We start from the raw sequence: 18,234 nt of genomic DNA on the forward strand, positions 1-18,234 counted from the left end.
CTTCTATACAGGAGCGCATCGTTTCGGCTTGTTGTGGCTGGGGCATCTTTATTGGTGGCAGTTGCTGGAACCCTCGGCGTGGGCGCGTCAACAACTGCCCCTTCGTAAAAAATGTGCTGCTTGTGACATCTTTCATCGGGTCATGTTCTAGACTGCCACCATGATCCCGACCGCAAATGGCCTGCTCACCAAACCCAGCCCGTACTCTGTTCCGGAAACCCTCGATCGCATCGAGGCTCTTCTGCATTCGAAAAACATCACGGTGTTTGCGCGGGTAGATCACAGTGGCGAGGCGGAAAAAGCAGGGCTGCATATGCCTCCAACGCAGGTGTTGATCTTTGGCAATCCGAAGGGCGGAACGCCGGTGATGCTTGCCAATCCGCTATCAGCCATCGATCTGCCGCTCAAGGTGCTTGCCTGGCAGGATGCCGACGGCAAGGTGTGGCTGACATGGAATGACCCGCAATACCTGAAGGCACGCTATGCGCTTTCGGACGATGTCGTCGCTCCGCTCGCAGCGGCAACTACACTTGTAACGCAGCTATTTCAGTAAAGCTATCCATCGAGCCTGATTCCTGTGAAACTCCTCCGACAGTTTTTATTCGCCGTCTTTATTCTTGTCTTCGCTGCCGCTCTTGTTATTTACGGCAACTACATTACGCTGCCTACGCACAATACAGCGGCCACCCATTTCGACGCGATCATCGTGCTGGGTACACCGTCGAAACCCGATGGCACGCCCTCGCCGGAGCAGCGCGAACGCGTGCTGGAAGGCGTGCGCGAGTACAAGGCCGGAATCGCTCCTCGTCTGATCATGACCGGCGGCGCCGCACATAATCATTTTGTGGAAGCCCATAGCATGGCTGTCTACGCCGCAGAACAGGGTGTTCCAGCGACAGACATCATCGAGGAGGGGCAGGCGCAGAACACGATTCAAAACATCTACTACTCGGCTACGATCATGCATCAGCACGGCTGGTCATCCGCGGAGATCGTCAGTTCGCCCTATCATCTGGGACGAACAGCACTGATCATGAATGCGTTCAATACGCGCCAGCCAGCACTTTCGATCGACTGGCGCACACATCCTTCGAATTGGCCACCGGAGTACGACATTCACCACAAAGTGGTGCTCTACTCTGTCGAAGCATGGAGATGCCTGCAACTTCGCCTGCAGGGGTCGCGGTTTCTGCCAGTACCGGGAACCCCTGCAATAGCGCATTAATCTACGAGACTTCGAAACGGTCACCGCGCTTCGGACAGAAGACCTCGAGCTTATAGCGATTCTCGATCTCCTCTTTCAGTGCCTGCTGCGCCAGCGGTTCGCCGTGGACCAGGAAGACTTTCTTCAGCGTCGGGACGACCGGAGCCATCCAATCGAGGAGCTCATGCTGATCGGCGTGGCCGCTCAGTTCGCCAATCGAATCCACCTCGGCACGCACGCGCATCGGTTCGCCGAAGATGTTGACCTCCGGTTGGCGTTCCACCAGCTTGCGACCGAGCGTGTTTGCCGCCTGATAGCCGGTCATCAGGATGAGGTTGCGCGGATCGTCGATTCCGTTTTTCAGATGATGCAGAATCCTTCCCGCTTCGCACATGCCTGAGGCAGCCATCACCATAAATGGAACGTGTAGATCGTTCAGCGCCTTGCTCTCCTGCACTGTGCGCGTGTACTTCAACCGATCCCAGCTAAAGGGGTCACCACCAGCCTGATGGTTGAAGTCGGTAATCTCCTGATCCCAGTCTTCAGTGTGCTTGCGGAAGACCTCGGTAACGCTGGTGGCAAGCGGGCTGTCGACAAAGATGGGGATATCGGGAATGAGTTTTTCGTTGTGTAGTTCGTGCAACAGCATAACCAACTGCTGCGTGCGTTCCACGGCAAACGCAGGGACAATGAGGTGTCCGCCACGCGCCGCTACACGACGCACCAGCGCTGCCAGCTTCTGTTTTACGGGGCCGATCGGCTGATGGATACGGTTGCCGTAGGTGCTCTCCATGATCAGGTAATCGGCTGCGGGTGCAGTATCGGGATCCTGAATGATGGGAAGATTTTTGCGGCCCACATCGCCTGAAAACAGCAGGCGCGTCTTCTGGCCGTTCTCTACGGCTTCGAGCAATACGCAGGACGAGCCAAGCATGTGTCCCGCATTGAACGATGTCATGGTGAATCCGGCATCGGAAGTGGATCCGGTCAACAGCTTCGGGTCATGCAGCTTCACCGGCTGGAACTGACGAAGAACCTGCTCGGCATCTTCCGTCGTGTAGAGCGGTTCCATCGGTGCAGCACCTTCCGGCGCGCCGATCATACGGCGCTTGCCGCGCCTGCGATTCATGAAGTCGGCATCACCTTCCTGGATATGCGCGCTGTCTTTCAGCATGGGGTCGCACAGGTCGATCGTCGATGGCGTGGTGAAGATGGGCCCACGATAACCCTGCTTGATGAGGAACGGAAGATTGCCGCTATGGTCGATGTGCGCATGCGAGAGCACTACAGCGTCCAATGCACCATCTCCCTGCCCGGCGATCTGAGGCGTTGGCAGCGCGAGGTGCGAGTTGATATCGAGCGCCTGTGTGCGACTGCCCTGAAACGTGCCGCAATCCAGCAGAATGTTTCGTCCTGCGCACTCCAGATGGTGCGACGATCCTGTAACCGTCTGCGCAGCTCCCCAAAAGTGCAACCGAATCCCCATGCAGCTCTTCCCTCCCAGCTCTCGCACAACGAGCGAGAGCACACAAGCAATGAAGATATCTGGCGCGCCGCGCTTTGACAAATTTGTGCGGTAATTTCGATGTTGTCCTGAGCAAGCGTTGCATCTCGCTCCCTCGTCCCATACACTTGTTAAAGAAGTGGGCGGATAGCTCAGTTGGTTAGAGCGCCTGCCTTACAAGCAGGATGTCGGGGGTTCGAGTCCCTCTCTGCCCACCAACCATTTCTACCGAAGTCCCTTGCTCATGCCTTCCCGCCTCATCATCAATGCGGACGACTTCGGACTGACTCCTGGCATCAATCGCTCGATCATTGAACTTCATCAGGCCGGCGTGCTCACGTCGGCCACGCTGATGGCTACGGGCGCTGCCTTTGACGATGCCGTGGTGCTGGCTCGTGCAAATCCATCGCTCGGCGTTGGCTGCCATCTTGTGTTTACCGACGGAGCTCCGGCATCACCGCCTGAGCACATTCCTTCGCTTATCGGTCCCGACGGGAAAAACTTTCGGCCTTCACTGCTTCATTTTGTTCGTGCGCTTTTGAGCGGCCAGATACGCGAGGAAGATCTGGTGCGTGAGGCGTATGCGCAGATCGCACGGCTACAACAGGCGGGCATTCGCATCACGCACGTCGATACGCATAAACATACGCATCTCTTCCCCGCGGTTGCACGACCTCTGCTGAGCGTCCTGCAACAAGCATCCATTGGAGCGATACGCAATCCTTTTGAGCCGGATTTCACACAACGGCTGGCTCATGCCGACTTCAAACGCCGAATGCAAATCAATCTGCTGAATCGACTGCAGCCTTCCTTTACGCGACATCCACAGATTGAGAACCGCGCTGTCGTTACGACTGCCGGTACGGTTGGCGTCTCGGCGACGGGGAATCTCAACGCAGAAACTCTTGCCGAGATTCTGAACTCTCTGCCGGATGAGGGAAGCTTCGAGCTTGTGTGCCATCCCGGCTATAACGACCGCGATCTGGATCGCGTTACGACTCGCCTTCGCAGCCACCGTGAGGTGGAGATGAAGGCTCTCCTCGCTGCGATTCCTGAAAGACTTGCGCAACCTAATGCGCCCGCGCTCATCCACTTTGGTAGCCTTCAGCCTGCACATACGTAGGAGACCTGCGATGAAGATCGGTATCACCTGCTATCCCACTTACGGCGGCTCCGGTGTCGTCGCCACCGAGCTTGGTATTGAGCTGGCAGCGCGTGGCCACCAGATTCACTTCATCACCTCGTCGCAGCCCTTCCGCCTGACTGGGCGCGAAGCGAATATTCATTTTCACGAGGTCTCGGTTTCAACGTATCCGCTCTTCGAATATCCGCCTTACGATCTGGCGCTGGCGACACGCATGGCTGAGGTTGCCGACTTCTATTCGCTCGATCTACTGCATGTGCACTATGCGATTCCTCACTCGGTCAGCGCGCTGCTTGCCAGCCAGATGATCGCGACGCATACCATGGTTGCGCGGCGCAGGCGGCTGCCCTTTATCACCACACTTCACGGTACAGATATCACGCTGGTTGGCCTCGATCCGTCCTACCTTCCGATTACGCGCTTCAGCATTGAGCAGTCTCATGGCGTTACTGCGATCTCGTCGCATCTTGCGGATCGCACACGCGAGGCCTTTGGCGTAACGAACGAGATCGAGGTGATTCGCAACTTCGTCAACTGCGATCTGTACTCGCGCAAGCCGGAGCTTGTTGCCCAGATGCGGCCGCGCTTTGCGGCGGAGAATGAGCACCTTTTTGTACATCTCTCCAACTTCCGTCCGGTCAAACGGGTTCTGGATGTCGTCGAAGTCTTTGCCCGTGTCTCCCGTGTTTTGCCTGCACGTCTGATGCTGATTGGCGATGGACCAGATCGGAGCGCGGCGGAACAGCTTGCCCTGCGCTACGGCGTGCAGGACCGCATTCACTTTCTCGGCAAGCAGGACGAGGTTCACGATCTGCTTCCGCTTGCCGACCTGATGATTATGCCCAGCCAGATGGAATCGTTTGGGCTGGCCGCGCTTGAATCCATGGCATGCAGCGTTCCCGCCATTGCTACGCGTGTGGGCGGCGTACCAGAGCTGATTGATGATGGCGTGACGGGGCTACTGTTCGAGATTGGCGATGTCGATCGCATGGCAGAAGCTGCAATCGGGCTATTGCAGGACAAGCCGCGCCTGCAGGCCATGTCTGCTGCGGCGCGACGTACGGCACAGGACCGCTTCTGCACCACGCGCATCATTCCACTTTATGAGGACTATTACCGCCGCGTGCTGGAGCGCAACGCCTGACCGAACCTTCCGTCAGGATCGACCTTGCGCATGACGCCGTCCATCACATGCGTTGCGGCAGCAATAACCTCGCGGCCGCTTGCGGGCCATGTTGCTGAGCCTGCATCCAACACCGGCATGCGAAGCGTCACTTTTGTTCCTCGGCCGGGGCGGCTGTTGACCTCGACGGTCCCCAACTCGCCGTATTGCACGGCCATGCGCTCGCGAACGTTTCGCATGCCGATGCCGCTGCGCGGTGGCGGAAGGCCGGGGACTGCGGCTGGAGTCTCATTCTGCTCGACGAGCATGCCGACACCGTCGTCCTCCACTTCGATCTGCAGCATACCGTCGTCTGTGATGCGGCTGCGCAGTGTGATTGTTCCTCCGCTGATGCGCGGTTCAAGTCCGTGCTTGATGCTGTTCTCGATGAGCGGTTGAAGGAGCATTCCGGGGACGACAACGTCGAGCGTCTCGGGAGCGATCTCTTTGACGACCTTCAGCTTCTCGCCGAAGCGGACGACTTCGATATCGAGATAGTCGTCGGTGAAGTCCAGCTCATCGCGCAGAGGCACGAACGCCTCGCGATCTTTGAGGAGCACGCGCAGGATGTTGGCCAGCTTGACGATCATTTCTCGCGCCAGCTCAGGCTGTACACGTACCAGCGAGGTGATGGAGTTCAGCGTGTTGAAGAGGAAGTGCGGATTGATCTGCCGCTGCAGGGCATCGAGCCGGGCTTCCAGCAGTAGCCTTCCCTGCTCTTCCAGCTTCTTTTCAACACGGATCGCATTCCAGATTTTGAGCGGGATGCCGACGACGATGGGTGAAGTGGCACAGATCAGCAACTCGACCCACCACTCGTAGGAGTAGAGGGCGAAGTAGCGTCTTGGGTAGAAGTGCGAGAGGAAGCCGAGGCAGAGCTGCAGGACTGCGATCAGCACCAGCAGCAGAATCTGGCGGTCCAGATGCGGCCGGCGCAGGTTGCGTGTGACCCAGCGATAGATGCTGAGGTCGATCATGGGCGAGAAGGACCAGACATCCTCGCGATCAGCAAAGCGTCCGAAGGTCCCGGCGACCGCAGCGACGATCAGGTTGATGGGAAGCGCCCAATATTCGTGGTGTCCCATGGCTGGAATCGCCATTGCGGCTCCGCCAGCCATGGCGGCGAGCGGGCCGACGAGGACACCGAGCAGGATGGTCGCCTCATAAGAGATGTCGGCGGCGAGGAAGTTGGGGACTTTGACGCGGATGAGGACGCCGAGGACAAGCGGCGCGCAGATCATGGCAACGAGTCCGATCGTCTCGCGCGGCGTTCTGTGTGCGGCCAGCAGGATGCGCTTGAAGACATTGGATCGGGCCAGCGATGCAGACAGAGCCGCTGCGACTCCCAGCTTGACCAGGAGCGTGATAAGGATCAGCGACTGCGTGATATGCGTCACACTCTTACTTTACGCTTGCGGTCTTTGGGGTTGGCTGCATCGGATTGTGCCCGAAGGGAATCCAATCCTTGTGAGCGCTGAAACGTATAATCAGACGAAGATGCCTTTTACTGCCGTCCATAAAGTAGCCGATGCCGACTTCCCCACGCGCTGGGGACACTTCCGGATTCTTGGTTTTGAAGGCATTGTGGACCATCCTGAGCCCTGCAACGATGCCATTCCTGCTCCTGCGAAGCGGATTGAGGGCGCGGTGGCGCTGGTGATGGGCGATATCCACTCGGCTCCTCCGATTGTGCGTATCCATTCGCAGTGCCTTACGGGCGATGTGTTTCATTCGCTGCGCTGCGATTGCCGCCAGCAGCTTGAACTGGCGCTCGCTACGATTACGGAGCATGGCTCCGGCATTCTGCTGTATGAGCAGCAGGAGGGCCGCGGAATCGGGCTGATGGCCAAGTTGAAGGCCTACGAGCTGCAGGATCAGGGATTGGACACGATTGAGGCCAATCTGGAGCTTGGATACAAGGCTGACTGCCGTGAATTCGAGCTTCCCGCTGAGGTTTTGAAGCAGCTTGGCGTTCATGCCGTTCGTCTGATGACGAACAATCCGGCGAAGGTTGAGGCGCTGGAGCAGGCAGGGATCAAGGTCACGGAGAGAATTTCCGCTCTGGTCCCGAGTGAGCCCACGAATGAGCGATATCTGCTGACGAAGCGGGAGAAGATGGGGCACCTGGTCAGCTAGTACCCCTCCCCTGGGTTTTTGCGCAAATTATTCATTCGATTCGATTTAGCACCGGGTTCCTTTTGTAAAATATTGATTCGAAATAATTTAACGCTCAAAATATTGATTTATAAAGAGTTAGCCCCGGTCCTTTTGGACCGGGGCTTTTTGTTTGCTGAGTTAAGTGTAGCGGAGTGAGGGAAACTTATCGGCAGATTTTTGTGAGTTTATTTGCTTTGGAATGAGGGAGTTGTGGTTTTAGGGGGCTTGACAGGCGTTTTCCGCTCAAGCTGGCAGGGGGTCGTTACGCCTTCGGCTTCACTCCGGCCTTCGGCAGAGCGGTGGCCGCTTCGCGGCAGCTAGATTTAGAGGCCAAGCCTGAAGGCTTGGCGTACCTAGAAGCGGTTCGCGGCGCGCATGTCGAGATGCCCTGGGTTGAGGGCTCGGGTTGCCCGGGAATCGGTCGTACGGTTGCGCGAATCGCTCAACCCTCATGTTGCGATGAGGCTTCGCCATGAATGGGACATCCGTTTTGGTGGCTGAGAAAGGACATTCATGTTTTGGTGCGCTATGGACGAGGCTCCCCACCACACCCTATTGTGGGCCATGGATTTGCACCTGCTTGTCGTGGCATGGATGGCACCTGCTAGTGATGGCGGGGAGGTTTGTGCGATCCCACCTTAGCTCGCTGCGCGAGCGAAGATGGGGCACCCACTTTGGTGGTTGGGAGAAGGCTCCGCTTTGGTGGCGGGGAAGGGTTCTGCGAAGAAATGCGGAGAGACCCTTCGCCCTTGGCTTGAGGGAAGGCTCTGAAGCCGTATCTCTTCTCTGAGCCGTATCTCTCTTACGGAGGCGGTTCGTGGCGGTTGGATTCGGCATCCCTTCGACTTCGCTTTAAGGAGGCTTTAAGCCCGTGTTTCTTGGTGAGGCGGTTTGTGGCGCTTGGAATGGCGGCTAGAGAGAGATATGCGATTCTTCACGGAAGATACGCGGCCCCTTCCATTGAGCGATTTCGCGTTACCCGGAAATGAAGACGCGACTGCGGTAGACTGCATGGCATCTGAAGCAGCAGAGGAAATTTCAGAAAGACGTGGGGGTGGCCGATGACGGGACGCTACAGGACTTTACTGTTGGCTTTGGGTGGTGTGGTGGCTCTGGTGGTCGTTGCCGGACTGGCGGTTCCTCTGTTTTTGAATGCGGACAGCTTCAGGGAGCGCATTGAGCAGGAGATTTCGAGTTCGCTGGGGCGGAAGGCGACGCTGGGCAAGCTGGACCTTTCGGTCTTCTCCGGCAGCCTGGTGGCGGAGAATGCTTCCCTCTCCGACGACCCGGCCTTCAGCAGCGAGCCTTTTCTTACGGCGAAAAAGGTGAAGATCGGCGTTGAGCTGCTTCCGCTGCTCCTGAGCAAGAAGGTGAGCATCACCGGCTTTGCGATCGATGAGCCGAAGATCAACCTGATTCGCCATGCGGACGGGATGTGGAACTATTCGACGATTGGCGGAGCGCATGCGGCGAAGCCTGCGGGCAGCAGCAGTGCGACGCCGGATGTGAGCATTGCGAAGATCACAGTCACGAACGGGCAGCTGACCGTCAACACGGAAGCTGCGGCGGGGGCGGCGGCTACTCCGAAACGCACTTACGATCAGCTGAATATTGAAGCGAAGAACTTCACATTTGAGAAGCAGTTTCCGTACAACGTGTCGGCACATCTTCCGGGAGATGGGACGGTTAGCATTGCCGGCAATGTGGGGCCGATTAACCAGAAGGACGCTTCGCTGACTCCGTTTTCGGCGAAGCTGTCGGTCAAGCACCTTGATCCGACGGCGGCTGGTTTTGCCGATGCTGCTTCCGGGCTGTCAGGCACGATTGATGCGATCGACGGCACCGCAACGTGGAACGGGCAGCAGCTTCACGTGGTCGATCTGGTGGTCGATACGCCGAAGCTGACGCTGACGGACAACGGCAAGCCAAAGGCTGCGGCTCCGGCGAAGGCACCTGACTCCAGCGATATGATGAGCACCTTCTCGGCCGATCATCTACAGGTGAAGAACGGGCAGCTAACGCTGACGGCTCCGGGGAGGAAGAACCCGGCGGTGTATCAGCAGCTGAATGCGGAGATCACGGGACTGACACCGACAAGCTCGGCTCCGTTCAAGCTGACGGCGCAGATTCCCGGTGGTGGTTCGGTGACGGCGGATGGAACGGCGGGGCCACTGAACCAGACGAATGCCATGGCTACTCCGCTGAATGCGCATGCGGTGTTGAACCATGTGGATCTGGCGGCGAGCGGTGTTGTTGCACCGGATGCGGGGATCAAGGGGCTGGCCAATCTGGACGTCAAGGCGCTTTCGGACGGCAAGAACCTGAATGCGAATGTCTCGACGAACATACAGGGTCTGCAGCTGGCGGCGAATGGATCTCCTTCAGCCAAACCCGTCGATGTGCAGATCGCCGTAGCGCAGGATATGCAGACGCAGGCTGGGCAGGTACAGAAGGCAGTGATTACGATTGGCCGCGCGGTGGTGAATATTGGCGGCACCTATCAGCTAAGCGGATCAACGACGACGCTGAATTTGCAGGTAAATGGACAGGCGCTGCCGGTGGATGAGCTGCAGGAGTTTCTTCCTTCGGTGGGCGTTCACCTGCCGACGGGATCGCGGCTGCAGGGCGGAACGCTGACAATGAATCTGAATGTAGCGGGCTCGTCGGCGGAGCCGGTGATCAGCGGGCCGATCCGGCTGGAGAATACGAATCTTGCGGGGTTCGATCTGGGCTCGAAGCTGCAGGCGGTTACGGCGCTGACGGGTGCGAAGACGGGTTCGACGACGGCGATCCGTTCGCTGAGCACGAATATTCGTGTGCAGGGTGGCAATGTGCGCACGGACAACCTGGTGCTGGATATGCCTGCGCTGGGTACGGCGACGGGGGCTGGAACGGTCGCGGCTTCAGGAGCGTTGAACTACAACGTGGTGCTGAAGCTGACGGGTCTACTGGGAAGCGGCAAAGGTGGCGCGGCGGCAGGAGCGGGCGGCATTGCCGGGGCTCTGATGGGGATGATTCCCGGAGGCGGGGCGGCGGGTTCGGTTGGAGGCATTGCCGCCGGAGCGCTTCGTAACGGCATTCCGGTAGCGATTGGAGGAACGACGTCGAATCCGACGTTTACGCCGAATATGGCCGGTGCGCTGAGCAGTGGGGCGAGCGCCTTTACGGGGGGAAGCAAGAATCCGGTCAGCAAGCAGTCGCCGACGAACTCATTGACCAATGCGCTGGGCGGGTTGCTGAACAAGCATAAGTAAGAGCTAAACGCGCTGGGCCATGACGACCTTGGCGGTTGTGATGGCCTGGCCGACGTGGCGCTGGGTGTGGTCGGCGACGTGGACGAGGAGTCCGCCTACGGTTGTGGGGAGTTTTTGGCGGCCGACGAATCGGGGCTGCTCGTAGGTGGCGAGCGGGATGGCGAGGATGCGCTTGAAGGAGATTTCGATGGCCTCGGCGAACTCCATGAGTGTAGCTTCGCGGTCGACGTACTCGGCTTCGGAGCGCAGGAGTTTTAGCTGGCGCTCGCTGAGCTGGTGGCCTTCGGCGTAGGTGAGCAGGCGGTCGAGCGAGCGGGCGATGTGGCGCAGATGGAAGCCAACGGAGGGCAGGTTGAGCGGCTGAAGTTCCATCTGGGTGCCGTCGAGAGGGTCGCACCAGAGAGCAATGTCTTCGGCGGCAAGCTCGAGGGCGTGCAGGACGCCGCGGCGCACAGCGTCGGTTGCGGTATGGGTTCCGCGGAGCCAGGGCTCGACTTTTTTCTCAGGCTTCTCGGTTTTCTCGCGCTTCTCCGTCATGAGGGCACCTCTTCCCTTTTATAGTCCCTTATTTTTGCGGAACTCGCGCACGACTTCGGCGACGTCGCGGTGCTGGCGGTCGACGGCGTCGTTCATGGCGCGGACTTCGTCGGCGGAGAGCTTGCCGGCGAGCTGGTCCATGGCGGTTTGAATCTGAGGGTGACGCGCGAGAGAGTCCTCGCGGACGAGGGGGACGGCCTCATAGGGAGGAAAGTAGTGCTTGTCGTCTTCGAGGGCGACGAAGCCGAGGGCGCGGATGGGGCCGTCGGTGGAGTTGCCGGCGACAATGTCGACCTGATTCGACGAGAGGGCGCGGTAGAGGAGGCCGAGATCCATCAGGCGTGGCGATCCGGCAAAGTGGAGGCCGTAGGTGGCTTCGAGGCCGTGGAGGCCGTCGGGGCGCTCCTCGAACTCGTAGCCGACGCCGAGCCGCATCTGAGGAGCATGTGGGATGGTGTCGGAGATGGTTTTGAGGCCCATGCTCTGTGCGTCGGAGCCGCGCACGACCATAGCGAAGGTGTCCTCGAAGCCGAGGCCGGGCTCAACGCGAATGCGGTAGCGGGTGGCGTAGAGGCGGCGGACGGTGTCGTAGACCTGGGCCTGGGTACGCTGGCCGAGGGGCGGCAGAGGCTGCTTGAGGATGGCGGTCAGCGCGGTGCCGGTGTACTCGACGTAGGCGTCGATGCGGCCGGTGGTGAGGGCCTGCTGGCAGATGTAGCTTCCGGCGAGGTAGAAGCGGCGGGCTACGGGCTGGCCGGTGGCGGCTTCGATCTGCTGGGCGAGGAGCTCGCCGAGGACGACCTGCTCGGTGAAGTTTTTGGCTCCGATGGTGATGCGCGAGGAACGCGGCGGCGCGCAGGCTATGCAGAGAAGGAGCAGTGCCAGAATCGCTGCCGGGGTGACTCGTTGGACTGCTGCGTTGCGGGACTTCATGCGCGGCGCACCGACAGCTTCTTTTCGACCAGACCGAGGACGGCGTCGGCGACGAGAGCGAGGAGGGCGGCGGGGATGGCTCCGGCGAGGACGAGGCTGTTGTCGACGCTGGCGACTCCGCGGAAGATCAGCTCGCCGAGGCCGCCTGCTCCGATGGCGGCAGCGATGGTGACTACGCCGACGCAGGTGACGGTGGCGGTGCGGATGCCGGCGAGAATGACGCTGGCGGCGAGGGGGAGCTCGACTTTGAAGAGCTTCTGGCGGGTGGTCATCCCCATGGCGTCGGCGATGGTGGCGAGGTCGGCGTCTACGGTGCGGATGCCGGTGTAGGAGTTGCGGAGGATGGGGAGAAGCGCGTAGCCAGTGAGGGCGACGATGGCGAGACGGGCGGCATCCTCGCCGAGAAAAGGTACGGGGAGAAGAAGTCCGAAGAGGGCGAGGCTGGGGATGGTCTGCACGATGTTGGCGAAGCCGATGACGGGCCTTGCCCAGGCAGGGCGGCGAGCGAGAAAGATGCCGAGCGGCAGCCCGATGAGCACAGCGAAGAGCATGGCGCTGATGGTGAGCCAGAGGTGCTCAAAGGTCAGGCGGGCGATCTCGGAGCCGTGTTTTTGGAATACATCCATCATGCTTTTATTGTGTGTCGAATTGCAGAAACATAATCTTTTACTTGAGGATTTTCAGAGGCGAGAACATCGCCGGAGGCAAGGTCTGCCGCGATCACTCCGTCGGCGAGAAAGACGATGCGGTCGGCGAGGTAGATGGCCTCATCCAGATCGTGGGTGACGAGGAGGGTGGTCTTCTGCATGCGCTTGAGGAGAGCCTTCAGCATCGTCTGGAGCTCGGCACGGGTGATGGGATCGAGCGAGCCGAAGGGCTCGTCCATGAGGAGAATGGGCGGATCGAGAGCCAGGGCACGGGCGAGGCCGACGCGTTGGCGCTGGCCACCGGAGAGCTGCCACGGGTAGCGTGTGTGCAGCCTGTCGAAGTCGAGACCGACGAGCTCGATCACCTGACGGGCGCGGTCGTGGCACTCGGACTTTGAGCGTCCGGCAAGCTCAAGGCCGAGGGCGGCGTTGCGCTCGACGGTCATGTGGGGAAAGAGACCGGTCTCCTGCACGACATAGCCGATGCCGCGTCGTAAGGCGACAACGTCGGTACCGCTCCATGAGGGCGACAGTTCCCTGCCAGCGACGAAGACTTCGCCAGAGGTGGGCAAGACCAGCCCGTTGACCATGCGGAGAAGGGTGGTTTTGCCGGAGCCGCTGCGGCCGAGGATGGCGGTGGTGGTTCCGGTTTCGAGCGCGAGCGAGATATCGCGCAAAACAAGATGCCCACCTGCAGGCGTATAGCTCACCTTCGCGAACTCAACGCCAACCGTGGGCATCTCTCTACTCTACAACTTGCAAAACTACGGCGCGAACCTGAAAAGCTACTGCGCGGCCTCGGGGTCGAAGTCGTGACCGTGCTGCGGGCTCGCTTCTTCCGACGCAGCCTCAGCAGGCTGGCCCGTTGTCTGGACGGCGCTGCCGGGTTGGCCTTTGACGCGAACGATGGTGATCTTCTCGAAACCTTCCTTGAAGGTGGGGGCCTTGAGACGGTCTGCCATCTTCTGCATGACCTCGTCGGTCACGGAACGCTCGCGCTTGCGGTTGCGCTCCATGCAGACGGCCAGCGGCACGTCGAAGAAGACGGCCTGCACCTCGTAGCCGAAGCTCTTGGCCATGCGAATCCACTGGCGTCGCTCGTGCGGCGAGAGGTTAGTGGCGTCGACATAGTTCCACGGCATCTTGGCGATCAATCGCGCGCGCAGCAGACTGCGCAGCGTGGAGAAGACCAGTCCCTGATAACGCTGCTCGGTGATGTCGTCGAAGAGGATGGTGCGCAGCAGATCGCTCGACAGCGGCGTAACACCGCGGCGCTTGTACCAGGTGGTCTTGCCGGAGCCCGGAAGCCCAATGGTGAGCACCACGAAGCCCTTCGGCGAGCGGGCCGGAGGCAGTTCTGCGGGTGGCGTCGCGAGCGATTCAGGCTGCGTCTCGACGACGACCTTCTGCTCGGGAGTCTCGGGTGCAGGCACCTGGTGCTGCGTGTTGGCAACAGGCGCCGGAATCTCTTCCGCATGCTGTACGCCAGAGTCGGGCACAGGGTCGGAGTAAGAGGGTTTCAGCGGTGCTGGCTGGTTCGTGGGCAGTTCCTGCCCGCTCTTGCCCGTGGACTCCGAATCATTCGGTCCACGTCTTGGGCGTCGTCTCATCTTTTCGCTTATCCATTCGCGCAATTCGCGCATATCTCGCTTGTAACACAGGGCCAAAGGCGCCCGCAAATCGTTGCATGTACCGGGCCGATACCCTTCTTTCCTTTAAAGATTACATCGTCTGTTCACAGAAGAGCGTTAAGCTCACCGCTCACGAGGTGAACGATGGCCGCAGAAAGCACAGAACTCGATCAATTGCAGCACGCTTACAAAGTCGCCGTAGAAAACTGGGTTGCAGCTATACGCCGTGAGGAGTCTCTGGCCTCAGGAGATCACTCCATCGCCGAGATCGATACGTGGGAAGGTGCGTCTTTTGAGCAACAGCGTGCAGGAGATGCAGCCAAAGAGGCGAAACAGGCCTACGAAGATGCTCTAAGGAAGAGGTTTTTCAATTTCTAGAGGGTGCCCTGTATTTTGCTGCGTGCGTGCGAGGGTGATAGCATCCGGGTCGATGGGTTATTCGGCCATTTTCGCGATTTACAATACTTAAAACGAATAAATACCTCGCATCACGACAGGAGTTACGGTAACCATGGCTGTAAAGGTAGGTATCAACGGCTTCGGCCGTATCGGACGGAATGTCTTTCGCAGCGCTCTGGGCAATCCTGATATTGAATTCGTCGCGGTGAACGACCTCACCACTCCGGCCACGCTGGCACATCTTCTGAAGTACGACTCGATCCTGGGCAATCTGCACCACGACATCAAGCATGGAGCGGACTACGTCTCGGTCGACGGCAAGCAGATCAAGGTGTTCGCGGAGCGCGACCCTGCCAAGCTGGACTGGGCTTCGGTTGGAGCGCAGGTGGTTGTCGAATCGACTGGCTTCTTCACCGATGCAGAGAAGGCCAAGGCGCACCTGGGTTCTACGGTAAAGAAGGTCATCATCTCAGCTCCGGCATCGAACGAAGACATCACGATTGTGCTGGGTGTGAATGAAGGCAAGTACGATGCGGCGAAGCACCACGTGATCTCGAACGCGAGCTGCACGACGAACTGCCTTGCTCCCGTGGTGAAGGTGCTGCATGACAACTTCGGCATCGTGAACGGCCTGATGAACACGATCCACAGCTACACGAACGACCAGGTTGTGCTGGATGCTCCGCATAAGGACCTGCGCCGCGCTCGCGCTGCTGCTCTCTCGATGATTCCAACGAGCACGGGAGCCGCGAAGGCCCTGAAGCTGGTGATCCCGGAGATGGCGGGCAAGCTGGATGGCTTCTCGATCCGTGTCCCGACCCCGACGGTCTCGGTGGTTGACCTGACCTTCCTGTCGGAGAAGCCGATCTCGGTGGAGAGCATCAATGCGGCGATCAAGGCTGCAGCCGAGGGCCCGATGAAGGGCATCCTGGGCTACACGGACGAAGAGCTGGTCTCGAGCGACTTCCGCGGCAATCCGCTGTCGTCGATCTTCGACTCGAAGCTGACGAAGGTGATTGGCAATACCGGCAAGATCATCAGCTGGTACGACAACGAGTGGGGCTACTCGAACCGCGTGAAGGACCTGATCCTGTTCCTGGTGAATAAGGGTCTGTAAGAGAATTTCTTCATAGAAGATGGAGCGCAGAGCATGATGGCATGCTCTGCGCTTTTGTCTTTTTATCGCTTACGTTCATCCCCAGATGACTTCGCCGTATCGGAAGGGACGACGCAGCTTGCTTCGCCAGAAGTAGGCGAGGATGATGATACTGGCCGCGGCAGCATACGCGCACCAGACCGAGGTGAAGGCATAACGCTTAATGGCCATCGCAATGAGAAGGATGATGAGGTTTGCAGCTCCGAATGAGACCATGTCACGTTCTTTGGAGAAGAATAAAGAGCCGCAGGTAGCGATCACGTAAAGTATGGCCAGAACTGTGTTGTTGGTTCCGTCGTTGATGTAGACGATGCTGTTGTGCTCAACAAAGACCTGCAGGGGATAGGCAATGAGTGCCCATAGCATGTAGAGCGTTATGCCTGTCCCGAGCGCAAGGAACGGCAGCATGCGACGGCGGCTGTTTCTGTCGGCCTCGAAGAGCAGGACGCTCAAGGGGATCAGAAAAGGCAGCAGGCCTTGTGCGTAGAGAACAAAGGCTGCGGCCATCTTGTGCGTCAGGTCGGGCGAGAGACGGCCATCGAGGCCGAGCCAGACAAAGCCTTCGATAAATTGATGGATCGCAAACAGCGTTGGCAGCGAGGCAAAAAGCAGCTCGCGCTTATGCTTGACCTGAGTCAACGTAACGACTCCAACTGCTCCCAGTACGCCACTTCCGATAAAGTTGGCCGTTGCCGAAAAGCACACGTCTTCTCCCTCCTGTATGCCCGCATCATACGTGAACGATCCAAGTTCGATATTGTCCACTACAATTCCTGATATGACGCGCACGAATATTCCTGGAACATCTCCCTACGAACCGATCATCGGCTTCTCGCGCGCTGTGCGCATCGGCAATCAGGTGCATGTCTCGGGCACAGGGCCTGTCGGTGCAGACGATCTGGATGTGGCTGAGCAGACGGATCAATGTTTAACGATCATCGCTACCGCATTGAAGAACGCAGGCGCTTCTATTGAGCACGTCTACCGCACACGCATGTTTCTTACACGCGCAGAGGATTGGGAGGCGGTTGGGAGGGTGCATGGGAAGTTCTTCTCGATCACACGCCCGGCGGCGACCATGGTCGTCGTCAAGGAACTGCTTGATCCACGGTGGCGTATTGAGATTGAAGCCGATGCCTTGATTCCGGAGTAAAGTAATTTCCAGTCCACAGCCTGTCCTTCATGACTAGAATCATGGATGCAGTGAACATTCTCAATTCTCAGCAGATGGAAATGAATCTATCTGCGCTATCAAAAAAAGGAATCTGCATGTCGAAGCTGTCCGTCCGCGATATCGATCTGACCAACAAGCGCGTACTTATTCGTGTTGACTTCAATGTTCCGCTCGCTATCGATGGGCCGGACAGCGCTCCACGCATCACTGACGATACGCGCATCCGCGAGACGATCCCGACCATTGAGTACTGCCTGCGTCGCAAAGCGCGCGTGATTTTGTGCTCGCACCTGGGACGGCCTAAGGGCAAAGTGGTGCCGTCGATGAGCCTGCGTCCTGTGGTGGACCGGCTGCGCGAGCTGCTGGATCACGTTATCAGCGATGACGAAAATGTCGCCTTCTCGCCGGATTGCGTGGGTGACATTGCCAGCGAGATGGTCGCTGGCCTGGAGCCCGGGCAACCGCTGCTGCTTGAGAATCTGCGCTTCCATGCTGAAGAAGAGAAGAACGATCCGGCGTTTGCGAAGCAGCTTGCGTCGCTGTGCGATATCTATGTCAACGATGCATTTGGCTCGGCCCATCGCGCTCATGCTTCGACGGAGGGTATCACGCATTATGTGCCTGTCTCCGTGGCCGGGCTGCTGATGGAGAAAGAGCTGACCTATCTGAGCAAGGCGGTCAGCGATCCGATCAAGCCCTTTGTTGCAATCATTGGCGGCGCAAAGGTTTCCGACAAGATTGAGGTGATCGACAGCCTGCTGGATCGAGCGACATCGCTGATCATCGGCGGAGGCATGGCTTATACCTTTCTGAACGCGAAGGGACAGGAGACGGGGAAGTCTCTGGTGGAGGCCGACAAGATTGATGTAGCCAAGGCTGCGCTGGCAAAGGCGGAGAAGAAGGGCGTCAACTTCCTTCTTCCGATCGATCATGTTCTGGCCGATAAGTTCGCCGCCGATGCGAAGACGCAGATCTTCTCGGGCACAGGCGCCTTCCCTGCTGACTGGATGGGGCTGGATATCGGCCCTGCTTCGATTGATCTGTTCAAGAAAGAGATCGCCGACGCCATTACCATCGTGTGGAACGGGCCGATGGGCGTCTTCGAGATGCCTGCCTTCGCTAAAGGGACAAACGCCGTTGCCAAGGCCGTTGCAGCGAATCAGGATGCGACCAGCATCGTCGGTGGCGGTGATTCGGTGGCTGCGATCAAGCAGTCGGGCGTGGCCGATAAGATCTCGCATATCTCGACCGGAGGCGGTGCGAGTCTTGAGTTTCTCGAGGGCAAGGTATTGCCGGGAGTGGCTGCACTGACGGACAAGTAAATCCGGCCTT

18 protein-coding genes and 1 tRNA gene are annotated in these 18,234 nt (G+C 58.9%); 11 read left to right on the forward strand and 8 right to left on the reverse strand.

Features of this window, described 5'->3' with window-relative positions:
- Positions 1–160 precede the first annotated feature (160 nt).
- Together KFE13_RS02620 and KFE13_RS02625 are read left to right on the forward strand one after the other, a co-directional pair.
- Positions 161–553 carry a DUF302 domain-containing protein gene (locus tag KFE13_RS02620; RefSeq protein WP_260705583.1) on the forward strand — a complete coding sequence of 131 codons (393 nt, stop codon included), beginning with the start codon at positions 161–163 and terminating at the stop codon, positions 551–553.
- A gap of 24 nt (positions 554–577) precedes the next feature.
- On the forward strand, positions 578–1,225 hold the full coding sequence (locus KFE13_RS02625; protein WP_260705584.1) for a YdcF family protein: 648 nt from the start codon (positions 578–580) through the stop codon (positions 1,223–1,225).
- Position 1,226: 1 nt separating this feature from the next.
- On the opposite strand, the gene KFE13_RS02630 is transcribed toward KFE13_RS02625, so the two are convergent.
- Entirely contained in the window at positions 1,227–2,690 is a 1,464-nt protein-coding gene (locus KFE13_RS02630; protein WP_260705585.1) for an MBL fold metallo-hydrolase RNA specificity domain-containing protein, read from the reverse strand.
- 159 nt (positions 2,691–2,849) lie between these two features.
- Between KFE13_RS02630 and KFE13_RS02635 the strand changes: the two genes are divergently transcribed.
- The 3 genes from KFE13_RS02635 (at position 2,850) to bshA (ending at position 4,996) form a co-directional block, all read left to right on the forward strand.
- A tRNA-Val gene (locus tag KFE13_RS02635) sits at positions 2,850–2,926 on the forward strand.
- Positions 2,927–2,952: 26 nt separating this feature from the next.
- Positions 2,953–3,831: a ChbG/HpnK family deacetylase gene (locus KFE13_RS02640; RefSeq protein ID WP_260705586.1), complete on the forward strand. Its 879-nt coding sequence runs from the start codon at positions 2,953–2,955 to the stop codon at positions 3,829–3,831.
- Between the two features lie 10 nt (positions 3,832–3,841).
- The gene (gene bshA, locus KFE13_RS02645) at positions 3,842–4,996 is read left to right on the forward strand and encodes an N-acetyl-alpha-D-glucosaminyl L-malate synthase BshA (protein ID WP_260705587.1); all 1,155 of its coding nucleotides are present in this window, start codon (positions 3,842–3,844) and stop codon (positions 4,994–4,996) included.
- On the opposite strand, the gene KFE13_RS02650 is transcribed toward bshA, so the two are convergent.
- Positions 4,966–6,411 (reverse strand): sensor histidine kinase, encoded by a 1,446-nt coding sequence (locus KFE13_RS02650; protein ID WP_260705588.1) that lies wholly within the window; start codon positions 6,409–6,411, stop codon positions 4,966–4,968. The two genes, bshA and KFE13_RS02650, sit on opposite strands and share 31 nt — an antisense overlap.
- 100 nt (positions 6,412–6,511) lie before the next feature.
- On the opposite strand from KFE13_RS02650, the gene ribA reads away from it, so the two are divergent.
- Positions 6,512–7,150, forward strand: a complete 639-nt coding sequence (gene ribA, locus KFE13_RS02655; protein ID WP_260705589.1) for a GTP cyclohydrolase II — start codon at positions 6,512–6,514, stop codon at positions 7,148–7,150.
- Between the two features lie 1,082 nt (positions 7,151–8,232).
- Positions 8,233–10,425 carry a DUF748 domain-containing protein gene (locus KFE13_RS02660; RefSeq protein ID WP_260705590.1) on the forward strand — a complete coding sequence of 731 codons (2,193 nt, stop codon included), beginning with the start codon at positions 8,233–8,235 and terminating at the stop codon, positions 10,423–10,425.
- A gap of 3 nt (positions 10,426–10,428) precedes the next feature.
- Here KFE13_RS02660 and KFE13_RS02665 read toward each other — a convergent pair whose 3' ends face one another.
- Genes KFE13_RS02665 through KFE13_RS02685 form a run of 5 tightly spaced genes read right to left on the reverse strand, consistent with a single transcriptional unit; the run spans position 10,429 to position 14,152 of the window.
- Positions 10,429–10,962: a DinB family protein gene (locus KFE13_RS02665; RefSeq protein WP_260705591.1), complete on the reverse strand. Its 534-nt coding sequence runs from the start codon at positions 10,960–10,962 to the stop codon at positions 10,429–10,431.
- Between the two features lie 18 nt (positions 10,963–10,980).
- Complete coding sequence (locus KFE13_RS02670) at positions 10,981–11,895, reverse strand: glycine betaine ABC transporter substrate-binding protein (protein ID WP_260705592.1); 915 nt, start codon at positions 11,893–11,895, stop codon at positions 10,981–10,983.
- On the reverse strand, positions 11,892–12,524 hold the full coding sequence (locus tag KFE13_RS02675) for an ABC transporter permease (RefSeq protein WP_390891597.1): 633 nt from the start codon (positions 12,522–12,524) through the stop codon (positions 11,892–11,894). Before KFE13_RS02675 ends, KFE13_RS02670 begins: the two co-directional genes overlap by 4 nt.
- On the reverse strand, positions 12,521–13,282 hold the full coding sequence (locus KFE13_RS02680) for an ATP-binding cassette domain-containing protein (RefSeq protein ID WP_260705593.1): 762 nt from the start codon (positions 13,280–13,282) through the stop codon (positions 12,521–12,523). Before KFE13_RS02680 ends, KFE13_RS02675 begins: the two co-directional genes overlap by 4 nt.
- A gap of 45 nt (positions 13,283–13,327) precedes the next feature.
- Positions 13,328–14,152 (reverse strand): AAA family ATPase, encoded by an 825-nt coding sequence (locus KFE13_RS02685; protein ID WP_260705595.1) that lies wholly within the window; start codon positions 14,150–14,152, stop codon positions 13,328–13,330.
- Between the two features lie 165 nt (positions 14,153–14,317).
- On the opposite strand from KFE13_RS02685, the gene KFE13_RS02690 reads away from it, so the two are divergent.
- Together KFE13_RS02690 and gap are read left to right on the forward strand one after the other, a co-directional pair.
- Positions 14,318–14,551, forward strand: coding sequence for a hypothetical protein (locus KFE13_RS02690; RefSeq protein WP_260705596.1), 234 nt, complete (start codon positions 14,318–14,320; stop codon positions 14,549–14,551).
- 133 nt (positions 14,552–14,684) lie between these two features.
- Entirely contained in the window at positions 14,685–15,689 is a 1,005-nt protein-coding gene (gene gap, locus KFE13_RS02695; RefSeq protein WP_260705597.1) for a type I glyceraldehyde-3-phosphate dehydrogenase, read from the forward strand.
- Between the two features lie 75 nt (positions 15,690–15,764).
- On the opposite strand, the gene KFE13_RS02700 is transcribed toward gap, so the two are convergent.
- Positions 15,765–16,493, reverse strand: coding sequence for a DUF6629 family protein (locus KFE13_RS02700; RefSeq protein ID WP_260705598.1), 729 nt, complete (start codon positions 16,491–16,493; stop codon positions 15,765–15,767).
- 13 nt (positions 16,494–16,506) lie between these two features.
- On the opposite strand from KFE13_RS02700, the gene KFE13_RS02705 reads away from it, so the two are divergent.
- Both KFE13_RS02705 and KFE13_RS02710 read left to right on the forward strand, forming a co-directional pair.
- Positions 16,507–16,881 (forward strand): RidA family protein, encoded by a 375-nt coding sequence (locus KFE13_RS02705; RefSeq protein ID WP_260705599.1) that lies wholly within the window; start codon positions 16,507–16,509, stop codon positions 16,879–16,881.
- A 116-nt stretch (positions 16,882–16,997) separates the two neighbouring features.
- Positions 16,998–18,224 carry a phosphoglycerate kinase gene (locus KFE13_RS02710; protein WP_260705601.1) on the forward strand — a complete coding sequence of 409 codons (1,227 nt, stop codon included), beginning with the start codon at positions 16,998–17,000 and terminating at the stop codon, positions 18,222–18,224.
- Positions 18,225–18,234: the final 10 nt, after the last annotated feature.

Origin of the sequence: Edaphobacter flagellatus, from assembly GCF_025264665.1 — a bacterium.
Lineage (GTDB): Bacteria > Acidobacteriota > Terriglobia > Terriglobales > Acidobacteriaceae > Edaphobacter > Edaphobacter flagellatus.

What these genes read in the sequence shown, in the direction of transcription:
- gap (WP_260705597.1), top strand. Translation starts at nt 14,685, where the DNA reads ATGGCTGTAAAGGTAGGTATCAACGGCTTCGGCCGTATCGGACGGAAT.
- KFE13_RS02680 (WP_260705593.1), bottom strand. Translation starts at nt 13,282, where the DNA reads ATGCCCACGGTTGGCGTTGAGTTCGCGAAGGTGAGCTATACGCCTGCA.
- KFE13_RS02620 (WP_260705583.1), top strand. Translation starts at nt 161, where the DNA reads ATGATCCCGACCGCAAATGGCCTGCTCACCAAACCCAGCCCGTACTCT.
- KFE13_RS02710 (WP_260705601.1), top strand. Translation starts at nt 16,998, where the DNA reads ATGTCGAAGCTGTCCGTCCGCGATATCGATCTGACCAACAAGCGCGTA.
- KFE13_RS02675 (WP_390891597.1), bottom strand. Translation starts at nt 12,524, where the DNA reads ATGATGGATGTATTCCAAAAACACGGCTCCGAGATCGCCCGCCTGACC.
- ribA (WP_260705589.1), top strand. Translation starts at nt 6,512, where the DNA reads ATGCCTTTTACTGCCGTCCATAAAGTAGCCGATGCCGACTTCCCCACG.
- KFE13_RS02660 (WP_260705590.1), top strand. Translation starts at nt 8,233, where the DNA reads ATGACGGGACGCTACAGGACTTTACTGTTGGCTTTGGGTGGTGTGGTG.
- KFE13_RS02705 (WP_260705599.1), top strand. Translation starts at nt 16,507, where the DNA reads ATGACGCGCACGAATATTCCTGGAACATCTCCCTACGAACCGATCATC.
- KFE13_RS02670 (WP_260705592.1), bottom strand. Translation starts at nt 11,895, where the DNA reads ATGAAGTCCCGCAACGCAGCAGTCCAACGAGTCACCCCGGCAGCGATT.
- bshA (WP_260705587.1), top strand. Translation starts at nt 3,842, where the DNA reads ATGAAGATCGGTATCACCTGCTATCCCACTTACGGCGGCTCCGGTGTC.
- KFE13_RS02665 (WP_260705591.1), bottom strand. Translation starts at nt 10,962, where the DNA reads ATGACGGAGAAGCGCGAGAAAACCGAGAAGCCTGAGAAAAAAGTCGAG.
- KFE13_RS02630 (WP_260705585.1), bottom strand. Translation starts at nt 2,690, where the DNA reads ATGGGGATTCGGTTGCACTTTTGGGGAGCTGCGCAGACGGTTACAGGA.
- KFE13_RS02690 (WP_260705596.1), top strand. Translation starts at nt 14,318, where the DNA reads ATGGCCGCAGAAAGCACAGAACTCGATCAATTGCAGCACGCTTACAAA.
- KFE13_RS02685 (WP_260705595.1), bottom strand. Translation starts at nt 14,152, where the DNA reads ATGAGACGACGCCCAAGACGTGGACCGAATGATTCGGAGTCCACGGGC.
- KFE13_RS02640 (WP_260705586.1), top strand. Translation starts at nt 2,953, where the DNA reads ATGCCTTCCCGCCTCATCATCAATGCGGACGACTTCGGACTGACTCCT.